Raw genomic sequence first — 18,100 nt, 5'->3', positions numbered from 1 at the left:
AGTAATTTGCCTTGCCGAAAATTTTATGTGATAGTAAAACCGCCGCTTACATCAAACGGCTAATCAAACAAGGGGACAACATGAAGATTTTAAAGACATCATTGGCAATCAGCCTGCTCGCGCTGGGTTTAAACACCGCCTACGCATTCCCGCACTTCCAAACCCAAAGCACAACGCCGGATGAATCCGTGGCCAGCGGCAACCCGGGATTGGGACAGTCTGAACCGCAGACCGTGTCTATTACCGGGCAAAAAGAAAAAAACATCTGCGTCGATGACGCCCCCACCGGCAGCCGCATCATGCGTAAGAAACGCTGCGAAGAATTAATCGTGGTGCGCGGAGCCGCCAAAGACCGCTCGGTTGAATTGCTGATGGAAGAAAATCTGCGCAATCGCATGCTGACCCTGCTGCCGCCACCGCCGGTCAGTGAAAACCCGATGGCCGGCAAACGCTGAACGAGACCAGAAAAAAACAGCGGCAACTGAACCGGACACAGTTGCCATTAAAACAGACAAAGCCGCATGTGCTTGGCATTTAACAAACAAATATAAAATCCATACTTACAAAATCCGAACAATGCACAGCATTTTTCATATTATTTGCATTTTGTTTTATTTCCATTGATACTGTCCCTTCCGCCAAATGCATGGGCGGATGATTATCAGGAGACAATATGAAAACATTATTCCTTTGCACCCTCTTGCTGGCCACAAGCGCCAGCGCCGGCAATCTGAGCGAACCCGCTGTCAATCCAATGTTTGATCAGGTCAGCCAACCTCCACTGTCCGACCCCGCCAGCCAGCCAGCCCAATCCGTCCCCACCGCCAGCCAGCCCGCAGCAAGCAGCCCCAGCGTCGCCAGCCAGCCCAACAACGCGCCGGTCAGCACTGAAAGCGCGCCAGGGCAGGAAGCCTCGCAAGTGGTGCAAGTCAGCGGCAAAAAAGTCGAGAAAACCATCTGCATGGATGACGCCCCGACCGGCAGCCGCATCGTCAAAAAGAAAAGGTGTGAAGATGTGGTGGTGATCCAAGGCCATGCCAAAGACGAAAGCATCCGCAATCTGATGGAAGAAAACATCCGCAACCGGATGCGCGACCTGTTGCCGAATTCTTTCTAAGCTCCCCCCTCTTACGACACATCCCGCCAACGCAGCGCAACAACAGACGAAGCGGCAGCCGAACCGGAATACGCTGCCGCACTTGCGCCAAGCGGGCGCCGGCGCAAATCGCCTGTTAGCATACTCAGGCACAACCGCAAAACCATCATGCGCTGCAGCTGAGCAATGGCGCAGTATTGCGCCTTAGCCAAAGCGGAAACTCGACACCACCACGCCGCCGACAAAATCCGTTTCGTGATAGCAGCATTGCGCGGCATCCTCTTGCGCCGCGCCGGCGGCGCACAGCAAGGGAATCAAATGTTCTTCGCGCGGATGCGCTTGCATGGCGGCGGGGGCTTGCCGCCAGTCGCACAGACGCGCATTGCGCGCTTCGCCGGCCAAGCGGCAACATGCTTCTTGCAGCCAGGCGTCAAACTGCGCCGATGCGCTTGCCGCGCCGGGGCCGAAGTTGCGCAGATTGTGATAACTCAGGCCGCTGGCGATGATTAACACGCCTTGCGCACGCAAGGGCGCCAGCAGGCGGCCCAGTTGCAGATGGGCGGCGGGGTCAAGTCCGGCTTGCAGCGAGATTTGTAAAATCGGCATCTGCGCCTGCGGCCAGATCACGGCGGCGGGTGTGAATACGCCGTGATCATAGCCGCGCACATGGTCGAGCGCTGCGCGCAGGCCGCCGGCTTGCAAGCTGGCGCACACTTCTTGCGCCAGCTCCGGCGCGCCGGGTGCTGGATAGGAAATCTGATAGGTGTGCGGCGGAAAACCGCCGTAGTCATACAACATGCCGGGATTGGCCCCGGCGCTCAAGGTGAATTGCGGCGCTTCCCAATGTGCGGTGATGAAGATGGCGGCACGCGGGGTTTGCGGCAAGCTGGCGGGCAAGGCGCGCAGGCAGGCTTCGAGTTTGGCGTATGCAGTGCGCATCGGGCCATCCAGCCAGGGCCAGGGGCCGCCGCCGTGCGACAGGAAGAAGACGGGTTGGACTGCATCAGTTTGCATGGCGGATTCCATTCCTTGCCTGGGTAGCCGTCAGGATACGCTTTGCCCTGTCATAGCTGGGTTTATATGCATTGGGCTTACCGGCAACGCACATACCGATTCATGGCGATGCGCCGGACCAGCGCTGGCGGCCTTGGGGCCGGGCCGCACTGGCTTGCGACAGAAGCGGCTGAGCGCCAGACTGCGGCGGCTTATTTACCCAGCGAAGGGTCGCACACAAACATCAATTTGTCGTGCAAACGCACATACATATCACGCTTAGGCGGGGCATAGCTGACGAAACGTTGCCAATCTTCAGGCTTTTTGTATCGACGGCCTTCAGCCAACAAGTCAGCAGCGGAAAACATGCCGTTGCCCATCTTCAGCGAACCGGCGTCGCTGCCGATTTTTGCTTTCAACTCCGGCTGAGAGACACCCAGCAATTTGCCTTGCAAGTCAAACAGCGCCAGGCAGTGATTCTGCCGTTTCGCATCGCCATTCACCACTTCCAGGGTCTTTTGCAAACCCCAGGCGTCGTAATACTTCACTGTGTCAGACACCATTTTCGCTTCGGGCGCATTGGGCACCCCCAGCAAAATCGGCGGCGCACTGGCGGCGGCGTGCGCCAGACCGGCGGAGAATGCTGCGCAACAGGACAGGATCAGGACAGGTTTCATGAATGGCATAAACAGGCTCCGGGGAAAGCTGATACGGTAAAAAGTGGCGATATTGTAAAGCCTTGGGCGGGAATCAGCAAAAAAGTTGCCTTACGAAAATATTTTGCGTATTACAGCGCCGCCTCAGCCTGCAACTGTGGCACGCCGGCCAATAATTGCGCAAGCCACTCCACAAAAACGCGCACTTTGGCGGATAAATGCCGATTATGCGGATACACCACATGCACCGGCGCGGCGCGGCTGCGCCAGGCCGGCAGCACGATTTGCAATTCGCCACGGCGCACATAGTCTTGCATGACAAAGGAAGTCATTTGCGCCACGCCCAGACCGCTCAAAGCCGCCTGCAGATAGGTATCGGAGTTGTTGGTGGAAAAAAATCCCGGCAAGTGCAGCGATAACTGCTGTTCGCCACGCGTAAAACTCCAGGGGAAGTGCTTGCCGCTGCGGGCCGAAAAATAGTTCAGGCAGCGATGCCTGTGCAAATCCTCCGGGTGTTGCGGCTCGCCATGCGCCGCCAGATACGATGGCGCGGCGCAGGTGTAAAAATGCAGCACACCGACACGCCGCGCAATCAGACTCGAATCGGCCAACTCGCCGCCGCGCAAAGCGCAATCCACCCCTTCCTCAATCAAATCCACCGCGCGATCGCTGCAGCCCAATTCCAGTTGCAAATCGGGATAGCGCGCAAAAAAATCCGGCAATGCCGGCGCCAGCAGCCGATTGCCCAGGCTGTTCGGCGCCTCCACGCGCAAGCGGCCAAAGGCCTGGCCGACGCTGGATGACAAGGCTTCTTCACTGTCGCGCACTTCAGCCAGAATGCGCAAACAGCGCTCGTAATACATCGCGCCATCCGCACTCAAACTGAGTTGGCGCGTGGTGCGGTGCAAGAGCTTGGCGCCAAGATGTTTTTCCAGCTTTTGCACCAGCGTCGAAACAGTCGCCTTGGGCAATTGCAATTGCTGCGCCGCGCGCGTAAAACCGCCGGCGTCCACCACCTGCACAAACACTTCCATCGCCAATAATTTATCCATTCTCCCTCCCGTCACAGCCGGATTCAGGCCCAAGCGCAGGCAGGCTTGCGCGCAGCGCTAAGCCGGCGTCTGGCGCCGCTGGATACGCACAGCACGCTGCGCATACCCTTCAATTCCCAAGAATAAGCCCGATTGTTCACAATGGTGAACAGTCAATTAGAATTTTGCCACTTTAACTGTTCAATCTGAACATTTATAGTGTGTATCAACAAGGAGGGCATCATGAAAACCATCGCCAAACTGCATTTGCCAAGACTGCCGCAAGCCCATGCCGGCTGGGGCCATCTCTTGATGAATCTGGTTTTACTGACATTGCTGTCGGCCATCAGCCTGCTTGCTTTATGGCTGTTGCAAGAAGCGCATAGCTATTTCGGGCTGGGCGCTTACGCCGCCAACGAGGTGCGCGGCATGGATCTCCTGGCGCAAAAAATCTTCGGCGGCGCGGCATGACGGCCAGCACGACCTGCCCGGAAGCGCAAGCCGCTGCGGTGCGTGTGGCAGCGCGTCAGATCCCGGGGCCGTGCGGGCCACTGCAAGCGCGCCTGTATTCCAGCGCAGAAAGCAGCGCAAACAGCGGCGCGGCAGCGCACGGGATTGTGTTTTTCCATGCCGGCGGCTTTGTCTGCGGTTCACTGGATGAAGCCGACCACTTTGTGCGCGCGCTGGCCGTGGTCACGCAGTTGCCGGTGTTGTCCTGCAGCTACCGTCTGGCAGGCTGCGGCGAGCATAAAGCGCCCTTCCCGGCGGCGGTCGAAGACGCCTACGCCGCGCTGTGCTGGGCTGTCAGCCATCCCAAACAATGCGGCGGCGCCAGGCAATGGCTGCTGGCGGGTTTGGAAGCCGGCGGCAATCTGGCGGCGGTGGCTTGCATGATGGCGCGCGACCGGGGCAAACCCGCAGTCGCCGCGCAAATGCTGTTGATGCCGATGTTAGACCCCGGTTTATCCAGCGCCTCGATGCGTGCGCTGTGCAATAAGCCGCAAGCCGCCGGCGTCGCTGACGCCTGCGCCCGCGCCTATACCGAATACCTGCCGCGCGCCTGCGACCGCGCCCACCCCTACGCCAGCCCGCTGGCTTCAAGCCGCATCAAAGGCTTGCCGCCGGCGCTCTTGATCTCGGCTGACGATGATCCGCTGCGCGATGAAGCTTTGGCGTATGCGCACAAACTGCAAGCCGGCGGCGTAACGGCGCGCCATCTGCGCTTGAGCGCGCCTTCGCTGACCGACGGCGCGGCGCGCGCAGCCTGCGCCAGACAACAACCGGCTTTGCAAGCAATCTGTGAATTTTTACGCGAATCAGGCTTTATCCCTGGCCAGGAAACAGCCTGATCGCATTCCCGCCGCACGCTGCGGCATACAATTGAACTGATATTGGAGTCACCATGAGCACTTTGTTTTCCCCGTTTCAACTCGGCGCGCTGCAATTATCCAACCGCATCGTCATGGCGCCGCTGACCCGTTCACGCGCCCAGGCCGGCGATGTGCCCGGCCCGCATGCCGCTGAATATTATGCGCAGCGCGCCAGCGCCGGCCTGATCATCGCCGAAGCCACCCAGGTTTCCGCACAAGCCAAGGGCTATGCCTGGACGCCGGGCGTCTATAGCCCGGAACAAGTGGCCGGCTGGCGTCAAGTGACGCAGGCGGTGCATGCCGCCGGCGGCAAAATTTTCCTGCAGATCTGGCATGTCGGGCGCGTCTCCCACCCCAGTCTGCAGCCCGGCAACGCCTTGCCTGTAGCCCCTTCCGCCATCGCGCCGGACGGCAATGCCTTCACCGAACAGGGTTTCCAACCCTTTGTCACGCCGCGCGCCCTGGAGGCGGCGGAAATTCCAGCCATCATCAATGACTTCCGCCACGCCGCCGCGATGGCGCGCGAAGCCGGCTTTGATGGCGTCGAAGTGCACGGCGCAAACGGCTATTTGCTCGACCAATTCATGCGCGACGGCAGCAATCAGCGCCAGGATGAATGGGGCGGCAGCATCCAAAACCGCGCCCGTCTGCTGCTGGCGGTGGTGGATGCGGCGGCAGAGGCGATCGGCGCCGGGCGGGTCGGCGTGCGGCTGTCGCCGGTTTCCCCGGGCAACAGCATGTCTGACAGCAATCCGCAAGCCCTGTTCAATTATGTGGCGCAAGAATTGGGCCGGCGCGGCCTGGCGTATCTGCATGTGATCGAGGGCGCCACCGGCGGCAGCCGCGACGCCGATTTCGACTGGAGCGCGCTGAAACAGGCGTTTGGCGGCGTGTATATCGCCAACAATGGTTACGGGCGCGCCATGGCGGAACAGAAATTGGCGGAAGGGCAAGCCGATTTGATCGCCTTTGGCCGCCCCTTCATCGCCAACCCTGACCTGGTAAGCCGGCTGGCGCAAAATGCGCCGCTGGCAGCCTTCGACCCGGCCACCCTGTATGGCGGCGGGGCGCACGGGTATACCGACTATCCGCCGCTGGCGGCGTAAGCCGGTTTTGCATCACGCCTCTTTAGAGGGCTTTTTTGAGGGGCCAAACCGCTGTTGCATGCGATTTGGCCCTACAATTTCAGGTTTGGCGAATTCCCGCCTGCACAAACAGGCATCACGCGTATGAATATGCAGTCCACCGCTCCCACCCCGGCCTCAGACGGGATTGATTTTGTCGCCGCGTGCGACCTGCCCATGCCCTGGGCCACTTTCCGGGTGCACGCCTTCACCGACCGGCAAAGCGGCAAGGAACATCTGGCGCTCTGCCTGGGCACGGTAGATGACGGCGCCCCGGTATTGGCGCGTCTGCATTCCGAATGCCTGACCGGCGACGCCCTGTTTTCACTGCGCTGCGATTGCGGCCCGCAACTCGCCGCCGCGCTGCAAGCCATCGCCAAGGAAGGACGCGGCGTGCTGCTGTATTTGCGCCAGGAAGGACGCGGCATCGGCCTGGTGAATAAAATCCGCGCCTACGCCTTGCAGCAACAAGGCGCCGACACAGTGGAAGCGAATCAGCACCTGGGTTTTGCCGCCGATTTGCGCACTTATGAAATGTGCGCTCCCATGTTCCAGCATCTGGGCGTGCAAAGCCTGCGCTTGATGACGAATAATCCGCGCAAGATTGACGCCCTGCGCGCGCACGGCATTGAGATTGCCGAGCGGGTGCCGCTTGAAATCGAGGCCAACCCGCACAACCGCCACTATCTTGACACCAAAGCCAACAAACTCGGGCATTTATTGCGCCGCGACGAACAGGAATGAGCACACGGCGCAACGCCGCTTGCGCGCGCGGCCTGCCTGCTGGTATCGTGCTTGAATCAACTTGACATGCATGCGTTTGCGCAACAAAATAGCGCACAATTTTCATTCCATAAAATACATGTCGCACATACATAATACCCGCGCCCCAACCGTGTATGATGGCCGCATCTCCCAAACCACCCCGGAAGGGGTGCGCCTTTTATTGACGCCCGCCGGCCCATTTCCCCGCATGCAAGCCTGGCTGATTGATCAGATCATTATTCAAGTCTCTCTCTTTTTGCTAAAAGGCATTTTTTTCAGCGGCAAGGAGGCCGGGATAGGCCTGTTCATGCTGAGCGAATTTGTGGTGTTGTGGTTTTACCCCGCCCTGTTTGAACAGTTCAACCATGGCCAAACCCCGGGCAAACGCTTGATGCATCTGCGCGTGGTGCGCGCCAATGGCATGCCGATAGACTGGCGCGGCTCCATCACGCGCGCCATCATGATGGTGGCTGATTTCATGCCCGGCATGTTTTTCTCCGGCCTGATGTGCATGATGAGCGATCCCAAATTCCGCCGCCTGGGCGATCTGGCGGCGCAAAGTCTGGTGATCCATGTCGAAAAAGAGCCGCAGCGCAAAAAAACCGATACCGATGTCACGCCATGCGCCCCGCCCTACCCTTTAAGCCCGGCGCAACAGCGCGTATTAATTGATTTATTTGAGAGAGAAAACAGCATCTCGCATGAGCGTATGCTGGAATTGGCCAGCCTGGCCCAAGGATTGACCGGCGCCAGCGGCGAAGCTTCGCTGCAAAAATTGCGCGCCATCGTTGCAGGATTGCGCCAATGAGCATGAAACAAAACCAATTTGAAGCGGAATATGCCGAATTGCTCAGTCACATCCGGGCCATTCTGCAAAATCCGCAACATCCGCTGGCGCACACTCTGCCGCAGTCTTACCGCCGCCTGTGCCAATGCCTGGCGCTGGCGCAGCAGCGCGGCTATGCGCCTTCTTTGTGCGAACAATTGCAGGAGCTGGTGCAAGCCTGTCACCACTTGCTGTATCAGCATCAAACTGTGGCGGCGCTGAGTATGCGCCACATGCTGCTGGAAGAATTCCCGCGCCGGGTGCGCGCGCACTGGATTGCCCTGAGCTTAGCCATGCTGATGTTTTACGGTGTGGCGCTGGCCCTGGCGCTGCTGGTGTGGTGGTCGCCGGAATGGGCATACAGCTTTATGCCGCCTGCCGAATTGTCGCAGATGACGGAAAACTACAGTGATGCTGTGCGGCGCAAAAACGGCGATGAATCAGACTTCATGATGTTCGCCTACTACATCTGGAACAATGTCAGCATCTCCTTTGTGGCTTTTGCCAGCGGCTTGTTCGGGGCCGTCCCCACCCTGCTGATGCTGGCCTTTAACGGCATGCATTTTGGCGTGGTGGGAGCCTGGCTCAGCGCCAATCCCGCCACCGCCTTGAATTTCTGGTCGTTTGTGATCACCCACGGTGCGCTGGAATTAAACGGCATCGTCCTGTGCGGCCAGGCCGGCCTGTATATGGGACGGGTGTTACTCTCACCGGGGCGGCGGCCACGGCGTGAAGCCTTGAGCGCGGCCATGCAGGAAATGATGCCGATCATCTTCGGCGCCGCCAGCATGGTGTTTGTGGCGGCGTTTTTTGAGGGATTCTTTTCCGCCAGCAGCTTGCCGCCTTACTTCAAAATCGCCTTTGGCAGCCTGTTGTGGCTGGCGGTGATTGTATTTTTCATTTTTGCCGGCCGCAGGAGGGCTTGATGCAGCTGGAAAAACTGCAACTCAATCTGCGCCCCCGTCCGCCGCGTCAGGCTTTGGAACTGGGTTACACCCTGCTGCGCATGGCTGCGCCGCGCGTGCACTATGTGTTTTGGGCTTTATGGCTGCCCTGCGCCGTGCTGCTGACCGCGCTCTCGCTGTGGCTGCCGGACTATCTGGTCTGGTTTATGATTGCCGGCTGGGTGATCCAACCGCTGTTTGAACGCGCCGTGGTGTATGTGCTGGCGCATCAAGTGTTTGGCGAAGAAGTCAGCGTGTCCCAGGCGCTGCGCGCTTTTCCGCAGCAATTGCGCGGCGGCGCCATCAATATGCTGTGGCTGCGGCGCGCCCAGCGCGCCCTGTTTCACGCCGTATGGCAGCTGGAAAACCAGCGCGGCGCAGCCTGCCGCAAACGGCGTCAGATCTTAGGCCAGGATGGGGCCGGCGGCGCGATTTTCTGGTTTGGCTTCATGTGTTCCATTTCCACTGTGCTGATACAAATCGGCCTGATCGCCCTGATCGGGATTTTCATCAGCGACCCGCAACATGGCGCCAACCCCTTCGCCCTGCTCATCCTGTTTGAAAAACAGCCGGATTCGGCCAGCACCATCCTGCTGGCCAGCCTGACATATTATCTGCCGCTGGGACTGGTCACCCTGCTGCACGCCGCCTGCGGTTTCACCCTCTACCTGAATCGCCGCGCCACGCTGGAAGCCTGGGATCTGGAAATCGCCCTGCGCCAATTGCCGGCTGCGCCGGCGCAGCCGGCGCGCGCGGCGGGCTTGCTGCTGACGCTGGCCTTGGCCGGCGCACTGCTGGGGCTGCAAACGGCGCCGCTGCCGGCCTATGCGCAAGCAGCGGTGAAGGTTGAGAATCAGCAAAAATGCGAAGAGCAGATCCGCAAGGATGGCGAAGAAAAAGCCATGTGGCATGGTGAACACCGGCACACCAACGACACCACGCCCGACCCGCAAGCAGGACTTAATCCACGTCAGCAGGAAATCCGCCGTCAGTCACAAGATTTGCTCAATGATCCGGCCTTGATGAATCTCAAGTGTGAGAAAGAATGGCGCATGCGCGATATGGTCAAAGGGTCAGAAATGACGCACAAAAAACCGGACACGGATTTATCCCTGCTCGGCGCCGTGCTCAAAATCTTCGCGCTGGCGCTGGGCATGCTTGGCTTAGCCTGGCTGCTATGGCATTACCGCGACCAGATCCGCAAGCTGCTGCCGCAAAAAAGCGCCCCCCTGGCGACTGAAATCGGCGGGCTTGACATCCGTCCCGACAGCCTGCCGCCGGATGTGCCGCAAGAAGTGCTGGCCTTATGGCGCGCCGGCCAGCGCCGGCAGGCCCTGGCGCTGTTGTATCGCGCCACGATTTCCCGTCTGGTGGAACAAAACCGCCTGCTGTTGACGCGCGGCGCGACTGAAGGCGATTGCCTGCGTGAGGCGCAGACAGCGGCGCAACGCGGCGCCCTGCCGCCGGCGCGTCTGCAATTAGCGCAGGATTGCACCGCCCTGTGGCGCGATGGCGCCTGGGGCAATCTCTGGCCGGACGACAGCCGGATACAAGCTTTGTGCCAAGCCTGGGGCGCCGAATTCAGCAACAATGGAGCGCGCCCATGAAACGCGCATTCGACACCCGCAATCTGATCGGTTTCGTGCTGCTCGCCTGCGGCATCGGCCTGTGGTTTTTAATGTTTGAGCAGTATTGGCGCTACAACGTGGATTGGCGCAAATTCCGCGAACAGGACATGCTGGCCGCCACCAAACTCTTGCAAATGCGCGGCTGGCAGGTCAAAGAACACAAAGAATTGCCGGCAAGCATTGACCAACTCAGCGATGGCACAATGTTGGTCACCAGCAATGGCATGATGACGCCGCAGCAAATTACACACATCAACCGCTGGCTTGAACGCGGCAACACGTTGCTGATTCAAGCCAACTACCGCAATGAAAAAGAGGGGCAGGCAAGCCCGGAATCTGAGTCGGAATCTGAGTCGGAATCTGAGTCGGCATCAGATTCCGAATCAGATCAAGCGGCCCCGTCACAGGATGAGGCTGGCGACGCAGCGCAAGACAGCGACGCAAATCAAAGCGAGGCCGCGCCAGCAGGCGATGGCGGCGGCGGCCCCGGCGTCAAACATGAAAATGCAGGCAGCGCTCCGCGTAAAACCGGCGCACCGGATACAGCCCAATCCAGGGACAAACCCAAGACGCCTTCAGGGTTGGAAGAAAAGGCCGCGCAAAACATCGGGCAAAAACTGCGCTCCTACCCGGAAGCCGTATTCGGAAGCGTGGTCGGCGGGCATAAAGTCGAATGCACGATGAAGCTTGACAAGAAACAGGAAAAAATCAAGCTGTGCAAACCGCATGTCTTCAAACCGGCAGATTGGAGCAACCCCTTAGAGATTGCCCCGTATCACCAATATCTGAAGCCGCAAGAAGCGCATCCGGCCTTGCTCGCCAGCGACGACAGCAACAGCGCCCTGCGCATGTTTCAACAGGGCCGGGGACGCGTCATTATCATTGCTGAAAATTATTTTGAAAACAGCAATCTGGCCAGTTTTGACCATGCCGAATTACTGATCTGGGCCGCCAGTCTGAGCGCTGGCCGCCAGGTGCACATCGTGCGCGAACTGAGTTATCTGGATTGGAAAACCAGCCTGTGGCAAAACTTCCCGCAAGCCCTGCTTTTGAGCGCGCTTCTGCTGATGCTGCTGTTCTGGCGTTTTGTGCGCCGTTTCGGCCCGCAACTGCCGCCGCCGGAAATGGCGCGGCGCGCCCTGATCGAACATATCGACATCAGCGCGATCTGGCTCTGGCGTCTGCCGAATGGGCCGCAACGCTTATTGGAACAGGCGCGTGCACACACCTTAAAACATTTACAACGCCGCCTGCCGCAATGGCGGAACTTGGAAGCTGATCAGCAATTACCCTGGCTGGCGCAAGAATGCGGCTTCAGTCTGCAGACTTTGCAACATGCTTTGCAGGCCCCGGCGGAACTCAAGCCGCATCTGTTCCTGCGCCAAATTCAGACCTTGCAACGATTGAGAAAACATTATGAATGACAATATCAAAGACAACTTCAACCACAATGAACTGCCCGGCATGGCCCCGGCAGAGGGACAAACAAGCGGCATCCCGATGTTGCCCAAAGCGGTTGAAGCGGTGCGCCGTTTGCAACAGGAAATCCAGCGCGCCGTGATCGGTCAGGAAACCGTGGTGCGGCAACTGTTGGCCTGCTGTCTGGCGGGCGGCCATGTGCTGTTTGAAGGCGTGCCGGGGCTGGGCAAGACCTTGCTCGGCAAGGCGCTGGCGAAAACCTTTGACGGCGAATTTTCGCGCATCCAATTCACCCCCGACCTGATGCCGGCGGACGTCATGGGCCACACCGTATTCAATATGAAAGAACAGACTTTTTCGGTGCGCCAAGGCCCGGTGTTCACCAATCTGCTGCTGGCCGACGAAATCAACCGCGCCCCGGCCAAGACCCAATCCGCGCTGCTGGAAGTGATGCAGGAGCGGCAAGTCACGATTGAAGGTAAATCCTACCCGCTGCAAGCGCCGTTTATGGTGATCGCCACCCAAAACCCGCTCGAAAACGAAGGCACTTACCCCTTGCCGGAAGCGCAGCTCGACCGCTTTCTGATCAAGGTGCAAGTTGAATATCCAAGCGAGGCGGAAGAAGCCGCCATGCTGCGCTTAATCACCCAGGGCAAAAGCGGCGAAGGCTTGGACGTGTCCCAGGTGCAGACATTAATCAACAGCGCGGGGGTATGCGCGCTGCAACAGGTGTGCGCCCAGATCCGGGTGGACGATGCGATTTTGCAATATGCGGTGCGACTGGTGCGCGCCACCCGCGACTTCCCCGGCCTGGCGGTCGGGGCCGGGCCGCGCGGCGCAATCGCCCTGGTGCGCATTGCGCGCGCGCTGGCCTTGATGCAAGGGCGCGAATATGTCACGCCGGACGATGTCAAGCAAGCCAGCCTGCCGGTCTTGCGCCACCGTGTCGCGCTGACTCCGGACAGCGAACTGGATGGTTTGCGCAGCGATGACATTTTGCGCAATCTGGTGGAACAAATCCCGGCGCCGCGCACATGATCCCCTCTGCTCTGCTGCTGCGCCTGTGCGGCGCGTTGATCGCGCTGGCCATTCCCTTGTACTGGCTGCCCTGGGCCGCGCCCGGCTGGTACGCCCTGCTGGCGCTGCTGTGCGGCGGCGCACTGTTTGACGCAATCATGGCGCGCCGCCAGCCGCAACTGGAGATTGAGCGCGAAGCGCCCGGCGTGTGGGCGGTGGGGCGCTGGCATGATGTGTTCATGGTCTTGCATAATCGCGATACGCGCAGCCTGCGCCTGGAATTATTTGACCACTACCCGAGCGGCTGGGAAATCAACGGCCAGCCGTCCAAACACTGGATTGCGCCCGGCCATTACATCAAGAGCAACTATCGCCTGCGCCCGGCGCAGCGTGGCGACGCCCGCTTTGAGGCGCCCGAATTGCGCCTGTACAGCCCGCTCGGCCTGTGGCAAAAAATCTGGCGCATCGGCGCCCCGCAGGAGGTCAAAGTCTTCCCCGATTACGCGCAATTGTTTGGCCGCCATCTGGCCTTGACCGAGCTGCGCAGCAACAGCGCCGGCCATATCCGCAAGCGGCGCCGGGGCGAAGGGACAGATTTCCGCCAATTGCGCGAATACCGCGACGGCGACAGCGAACGCGCGATTGATTGGAAAGCCAGCGCGCGGCAGCAAAAATTGATCACCCGCGAATATCAGGAAGAGCGCGACCAGCAAGTCATGATTCTGCTTGACACCGGGCGCCGCATGCTGGCCAAGGACGGCCTCACCAGCCATTTCGACCACGCCCTGCACGCAGTGTTAAGCCTGGCCTTCATCGCCCAGCGCCAGGGCGATGGCGTCGGCTTGATGACATTTGGCGGCGAATTGCGCTATCTGGCCCCGCAAAAGGGACGCGCCGGACTCGACCGTTTAATGGCCCATACCTACGACTTGCAAGCCGAGGAAGTGGCCCCGGATTATCTGCTGGCCGCAACCCACTTGATGGAGCGCCTGAAAAAGCGCGCTTTTGTGGTCTTGATCACCAATTTGCGTGACGAAGACGACGAAGTCATGCGCAGCGCGGTGCGCCTGATCAGCAGCCGCCATCTGGTGATTTGCGCCTCACTGCGCGAACAGGCGCTGGACATGGCCAGCCATGAGGAGGTGGAAAGTTTTGACCAGGCGCTGCGCCATTGCGCCAGCCTGCTGTATCAAAACCAGCGCATGGATGCGATCAGAAAACTCGGTTTGAACAGTTCGCAATTGCTGGATGTGACGCCGCACCAGCTGGCCACAGCGCTGATCCGGCACTATATGGACATCAAAGAAAGCGGCCGCTTGTAAGGCGGGCCGGATTCCTTAACACGCCAACCGTGCCGGATCAGGCCTGCCCGCACTCCTTTGAGACGCCACCGGCGCCGGACGCCGGCTTATCGCTTGGCTCAAGCCGGCCTGCGTTTGGGGGGCGGTGCGGCTGAACAGCAGGCTAACGCCGGCAATTGCTGCATTCCTGCTCTGATTGCTGTCCTGACTGCCTTGAATACTGCCCGCTTTGCCCGGCTTTTTGCACCGTCATAAAATCCCATACGCCTTTTTGCTGGCTCCATAAGACTTTATATTTCCAGCCATTGCGCACATCGTATTCGACATGGCCACGGCCATCGGTGAAGATACGGATCTTGCCCGGCACATCGCCCGAACTCATCGTGAAATTTTTACTTTCGCCAGACTGCAAACTCTGCTGCCGCCAAGTGCCGCGCGCCAGATCCATGGTTTCAAAAGTCAGCGCGCTATCGCTTGCGTTATACACAGAATATTGCGGCTGTGCGCTGCGCGCCTGCGCATTGACATCTGGCCGCGCGGCATGCGCGAATTTCAAATCCCACACCCCTTTTTGCTGATCCCAGCCCACGGTATAGCTTTGGCCGGCTTCCACCCGGTATTCAACAAAACCCCGGTCTTGCGTATTGATATGGAACTTGCCCTCGCTTGTGCCATGGCTCAAGCTGTAGTTCACGGTTTGATTCGGATAAATCACCTGCTGCTTCCAAGTGCCGCGCTGGTAGTCAAACGTTTCAAAATGCAGGGTCAGATTGCTGGTGTTGCGCAAACTCCAGGTGGCTTGTTGCGCTTGCGCCGGCCACACCAGGCAACAGAGCAACAGCCAGATTGCAGAAATACGATTCAAGACGGACAACATCATTGCTCTCCTTTCAAAATCGACAGACTGATTTTACTCCTGCCAAACGGAAAATTGGCAAGCGGCAACATGGCGCCAGATTGGCATTCACAAGCCGCTGCCCGCGCCCTGCCGGGAGCTGGCGGATGGCGTGTTGGCGCGGCGGCCAGAACTGATGGAGAACCAGCTATTCACACGCAAAATACCTGAAATTCAGAAATTGATTAATTCAATTAATCAATTTTTTTTGATTTGATTGGGATTTTCTATTGAATTATCGGAAAAACCTGTTTATCATGACGTCATTGCACAGGTAAATGCTGATAAGCTTACCCGCTGCCATCTAACCAGCTTGTTATATGACAGTCAGTGCAACTCAGCCAGCAGGCGGCCAGCCTGCAGTCGTCGCGCAAGCGGCGGCAACGTTCGGCAGCCAATGCATTGCGCCCCCACAGCGAGTCGCTCGCGCAATAAAGCAAGCTGACGGAATCATTCTCCGGCGCCGGCCCAACCGGCAAAGGACAGATCCACAGGCCATTACGCCTGGCATGCATTCCCACTGAAAAGATTTACCCCCTCCATCGACGACGCCCGTTGCCGATGCAAATCGATTCAGTCCATGCATGCATCCCCAAGCAAGACGCCATCACGCATGCCCGCCGTAACGCCAGCATGCACGCCAACAGCAGGCGCTGTGCGCCCCTTGGCAGGCTGACTTGCGCCCAAGCAGCGCCGAAAAAACGCGCGCCACATACAACCGGAATTCGACAAAGGAAAAATTGATGCAGTTTGCCCACCGAGATATCGCCCCCGCAAGCAAAGGCCAGCGCCAGAAGGAGCTGCGCGTATGAGCGCCGCTGTCAAATGGCAAGATTGGCCCTTGTTATTGCCCGAGCACAAAGCCGGTGGCCAAACCGCATCTTTCAGCCTGCAAGGCATGGCGGCGATCCGCCGCCTGCTGCAAGAGCTGATGTCAGAACAATTGCTGCCCTTCCAGGTCCTGGCCACACAAGATGACCGGATCTGCTATGAAATCAAAGCCAGCGACAAGGAAGGGCGGGCGATTGCATACCGCTGTCACGGACGCACCTCGGCCAGTTTCGGCCAGGTGCTGTTAGCGGATGAAAACATCATGCGCGTGTGCGAACTGGGTCAGCGCCCGGTCGCCTCGCTGCAAGAGCTGGTGCGTGAATTAGGCCCGATCAGCCGGGTATGCGAACTGGCGCTGGCGCGCCGCGCGCGTGAAATAGAACAGCAATGGCAGGCCGAAATGGCCGGCAGCTTAAACCGCAAGCGCCGCCTGGCGCTGCAGGAAGTGTTATTGCTGGATGGCGAAAGCGCCCTGCAATATTGCGATTTGCTGCGCGTCGATGCCGAAGGCGAGGCCGTGATTGGCGAATGGATTGCGCAACACGGCGCACGGCAATGGATAGACGCCCTGCTCGAAGCCACCTTGCAACCCATGTTGCATCTGCTGTATGCGCACGGCATCGGCATCGAGGCCGACACCACGAATATGGTGTTGCTGCACAAAAACGGCCTGCCGGTGCGGATTTCCTTAAAAGAATTGCCATCGGGTTTGCATCTGGCGGCGCAGTTTTCCGCCTGCGCCGGGGTCGAACCCAGCCTGACCCAAAGCGCCGACGCCACCGAACCGGGCGACGGCGGCGCCAGCCAGGTCTTAGCGCAATTTTATGCGGCGGCGATGATGCGCAATTTCGGCCAATTGTCGATTTTCATGCGTGAATATTTCCGCTGGCCCGAACTGACCTTCTGGCAGCAAGTCGCCGCCTGCATCTACCGCTATCAAGATGCGCGCCCGCAGATGGCGATGCGTTTTGCCAGCTTTGATTTGTTTGCGCCGCAAGTGCAAGTGTTTTCCCCTCTGCGCGCCAAATTTTTGGGCGAGGAAAACGGCCTGCGCCGCGTCTCCAATCCGCTGTTCCGCTGCCGCCGTCCGGGCTTCAAAGCGGCATAAGCAGCCAAGCCCATGGCGTCATGCCGCGCCGTGGGCTTGGCTGGCGCCGGATCAGGGCAGAAAATCATCCACCGCCACCGTATCCTGCTCCAGCGCGGCTTGTTGCAAGGCTTGCTCCAGCTTGCTGTCGTTGCCCTCAAACGGCGCGCCCTGGCATGCCAGAAAAGCGCGCTTTTTGCCATCTTTGATGACCCATACCCCGCTCACATCCATATCACGCCCGCCAGCGCTGCCGACGGCATAATGAAAGCCGCCATTATCAAAGCCATACCAGTGCATCGCGTTGGCAGCCCATAGCTGCCGCCCTTGCACAAACTGGCCGCGCGGATGCACGCGCGCAGCGGGAAAGGTCAATTCAGGCGGCTTGCCGGCTTCGCCGAAGCGGTATTGCAGATAACCCTTTTGCGCGCCCAGGTCGTGCGAGGCGCATAGCGAAACCTGTTTGCGCTTGGGCAGTTTGCAGGCAAACACCACTTGTTCATCCGCTGCGCAAAAACCACGGAATTCCGCCGGCGCGGCCTGCGCCAGATTCATCAAACCGGCGCTCAGCGCCGCCGCCATTAAGAATATTGTGTTCATGTGTTTTCCCGGTCCGGCAGAGCCGCGAATGCGCTGCGCCAGGCTTGCAATTTGTTTTCAAAAGACATGCCGGCATGCGCCGGCGAGGTGGAAGGCAGGATCGCGGTATGCCAGCCCAGCGCCTGCAACTGCGGCGCAAAGCGGCCCGCCTCGCGTCCATTAAAAAACGCCGCCCGCAAGTGCGGCGCCTGACGCTGCAGCGCGGCGAAATCATTCGCCTGCCCTTGTTTGATATCCGCGTCCAGGCTGCCCTCGCGCTGGCAGGCCGCGTACACATCCCACACCCCGACGCCGTGCGCCAACAGGCGCGGCAGGCGCTGCGCATACGGCAAAGCCGCCAGCTCCTCGCCCAGAACCCGGCCCAAAATCGGCCAAAACTGGTTGCGCGGATGGGCGTAATATTGCTGCGCCTTGAGCGAAGCGAGGCCGGGAAAACTGCCCAAAATCAAGAGCCGGCAAGCGCCGTCAAACACGGGCGGGAAACAGATCAGACGGGTATTCATGGCGCGCAATGATA

Annotated in this window: 19 protein-coding genes; 13 read left to right on the top strand and 6 right to left on the bottom strand. The window is 59.4% G+C overall.

From position 1 onward, the window contains the following. The first annotated feature begins 80 nt into the window (after window positions 1-80). Both V8J88_RS05040 and V8J88_RS05035 read left to right on the top strand, forming a co-directional pair. A complete protein-coding gene (locus tag V8J88_RS05040) occupies window positions 81-455 on the top strand; it encodes a hypothetical protein (RefSeq protein WP_338848194.1) in 375 nt (124 codons plus the stop codon). A 218-nt stretch (window positions 456-673) separates the two neighbouring features. Then, window positions 674-1,117 carry a hypothetical protein gene (locus V8J88_RS05035; protein ID WP_338848193.1) on the top strand — a complete coding sequence of 148 codons (444 nt, stop codon included), beginning with the start codon at window positions 674-676 and terminating at the stop codon, window positions 1,115-1,117. Between the two features lie 183 nt (window positions 1,118-1,300). Here the strand turns inward: V8J88_RS05035 and V8J88_RS05030 are convergent, their stop codons facing one another. The 3 genes from V8J88_RS05030 to V8J88_RS05020 all read right to left on the bottom strand — a co-directional run bounded on the left by V8J88_RS05030 (window position 1,301) and on the right by V8J88_RS05020 (window position 3,797). Next, the gene (locus tag V8J88_RS05030; protein ID WP_338848192.1) at window positions 1,301-2,110 is read right to left on the bottom strand and encodes a class III extradiol ring-cleavage dioxygenase; all 810 of its coding nucleotides are present in this window, start codon (window positions 2,108-2,110) and stop codon (window positions 1,301-1,303) included. Window positions 2,111-2,301: 191 nt separating this feature from the next. Beyond that, entirely contained in the window at window positions 2,302-2,775 is a 474-nt protein-coding gene (locus V8J88_RS05025; protein ID WP_338848191.1) for a hypothetical protein, read from the bottom strand. Between the two features lie 101 nt (window positions 2,776-2,876). Continuing rightward, the gene (locus tag V8J88_RS05020; protein ID WP_338848190.1) at window positions 2,877-3,797 is read right to left on the bottom strand and encodes a LysR family transcriptional regulator; all 921 of its coding nucleotides are present in this window, start codon (window positions 3,795-3,797) and stop codon (window positions 2,877-2,879) included. 222 nt (window positions 3,798-4,019) lie between these two features. Here V8J88_RS05020 and V8J88_RS05015 point away from each other — a divergent pair, with 222 nt between their 5' ends. From V8J88_RS05015 to V8J88_RS04970, 10 genes are all read left to right on the top strand, one after another. Beyond that, window positions 4,020-4,247, top strand: a complete 228-nt coding sequence (locus V8J88_RS05015; protein WP_338848189.1) for a hypothetical protein — start codon at window positions 4,020-4,022, stop codon at window positions 4,245-4,247. Then, window positions 4,244-5,125, top strand: coding sequence for an alpha/beta hydrolase (locus V8J88_RS05010; RefSeq protein WP_338848187.1), 882 nt, complete (start codon window positions 4,244-4,246; stop codon window positions 5,123-5,125). Before V8J88_RS05015 ends, V8J88_RS05010 begins: the two co-directional genes overlap by 4 nt. Window positions 5,126-5,178: 53 nt before the next feature. Further along, window positions 5,179-6,252 (top strand): alkene reductase, encoded by a 1,074-nt coding sequence (locus V8J88_RS05005; RefSeq protein WP_338848186.1) that lies wholly within the window; start codon window positions 5,179-5,181, stop codon window positions 6,250-6,252. 129 nt (window positions 6,253-6,381) lie between these two features. After that, window positions 6,382-7,014, top strand: coding sequence for a GTP cyclohydrolase II (ribA, locus tag V8J88_RS05000; protein ID WP_338849835.1), 633 nt, complete (start codon window positions 6,382-6,384; stop codon window positions 7,012-7,014). Window positions 7,015-7,132: 118 nt separating this feature from the next. Further along, the gene (locus V8J88_RS04995) at window positions 7,133-7,843 is read left to right on the top strand and encodes an RDD family protein (RefSeq protein WP_338848184.1); all 711 of its coding nucleotides are present in this window, start codon (window positions 7,133-7,135) and stop codon (window positions 7,841-7,843) included. Continuing rightward, window positions 7,840-8,787: a stage II sporulation protein M gene (locus V8J88_RS04990; protein ID WP_338848182.1), complete on the top strand. Its 948-nt coding sequence runs from the start codon at window positions 7,840-7,842 to the stop codon at window positions 8,785-8,787. Before V8J88_RS04995 ends, V8J88_RS04990 begins: the two co-directional genes overlap by 4 nt. Next, a complete protein-coding gene (locus V8J88_RS04985; protein WP_338848181.1) occupies window positions 8,787-10,412 on the top strand; it encodes a hypothetical protein in 1,626 nt (541 codons plus the stop codon). The genes V8J88_RS04990 and V8J88_RS04985 overlap by 1 nt, the downstream gene beginning before the upstream one ends. Next, the gene (locus V8J88_RS04980; RefSeq protein WP_338848180.1) at window positions 10,409-11,857 is read left to right on the top strand and encodes a DUF4350 domain-containing protein; all 1,449 of its coding nucleotides are present in this window, start codon (window positions 10,409-10,411) and stop codon (window positions 11,855-11,857) included. The genes V8J88_RS04985 and V8J88_RS04980 overlap by 4 nt, the downstream gene beginning before the upstream one ends. Beyond that, complete coding sequence (locus V8J88_RS04975; protein WP_338848178.1) at window positions 11,850-12,890, top strand: MoxR family ATPase; 1,041 nt, start codon at window positions 11,850-11,852, stop codon at window positions 12,888-12,890. Before V8J88_RS04980 ends, V8J88_RS04975 begins: the two co-directional genes overlap by 8 nt. Beyond that, window positions 12,887-14,191, top strand: a complete 1,305-nt coding sequence (locus V8J88_RS04970; protein WP_338848177.1) for a DUF58 domain-containing protein — start codon at window positions 12,887-12,889, stop codon at window positions 14,189-14,191. Before V8J88_RS04975 ends, V8J88_RS04970 begins: the two co-directional genes overlap by 4 nt. A 142-nt stretch (window positions 14,192-14,333) precedes the next feature. Here V8J88_RS04970 and V8J88_RS04965 read toward each other — a convergent pair whose 3' ends face one another. After that, the gene (locus V8J88_RS04965; RefSeq protein WP_338848176.1) at window positions 14,334-15,050 is read right to left on the bottom strand and encodes a hypothetical protein; all 717 of its coding nucleotides are present in this window, start codon (window positions 15,048-15,050) and stop codon (window positions 14,334-14,336) included. A gap of 823 nt (window positions 15,051-15,873) precedes the next feature. On the opposite strand from V8J88_RS04965, the gene V8J88_RS04960 reads away from it, so the two are divergent. Continuing rightward, window positions 15,874-17,004 carry an IucA/IucC family C-terminal-domain containing protein gene (locus V8J88_RS04960; RefSeq protein ID WP_338848175.1) on the top strand — a complete coding sequence of 377 codons (1,131 nt, stop codon included), beginning with the start codon at window positions 15,874-15,876 and terminating at the stop codon, window positions 17,002-17,004. Between the two features lie 51 nt (window positions 17,005-17,055). On the opposite strand, the gene V8J88_RS04955 is transcribed toward V8J88_RS04960, so the two are convergent. Next, window positions 17,056-17,583, bottom strand: coding sequence for a hypothetical protein (locus V8J88_RS04955; protein ID WP_338848174.1), 528 nt, complete (start codon window positions 17,581-17,583; stop codon window positions 17,056-17,058). Continuing rightward, window positions 17,580-18,086 carry a DNA-deoxyinosine glycosylase gene (locus tag V8J88_RS04950; RefSeq protein WP_338848173.1) on the bottom strand — a complete coding sequence of 169 codons (507 nt, stop codon included), beginning with the start codon at window positions 18,084-18,086 and terminating at the stop codon, window positions 17,580-17,582. Before V8J88_RS04950 ends, V8J88_RS04955 begins: the two co-directional genes overlap by 4 nt. Between the last annotated feature and the right edge of the window lie 14 nt (window positions 18,087-18,100).

The sequence above is a fragment of the Massilia sp. W12 genome (genome assembly GCF_037300705.1).
Classification (GTDB): domain Bacteria; phylum Pseudomonadota; class Gammaproteobacteria; order Burkholderiales; family Burkholderiaceae_D; genus JACPVY01.
Note: the sequence above shows the minus strand (reverse complement) of the source record. Positions and strands in the feature narration are given on the sequence as shown.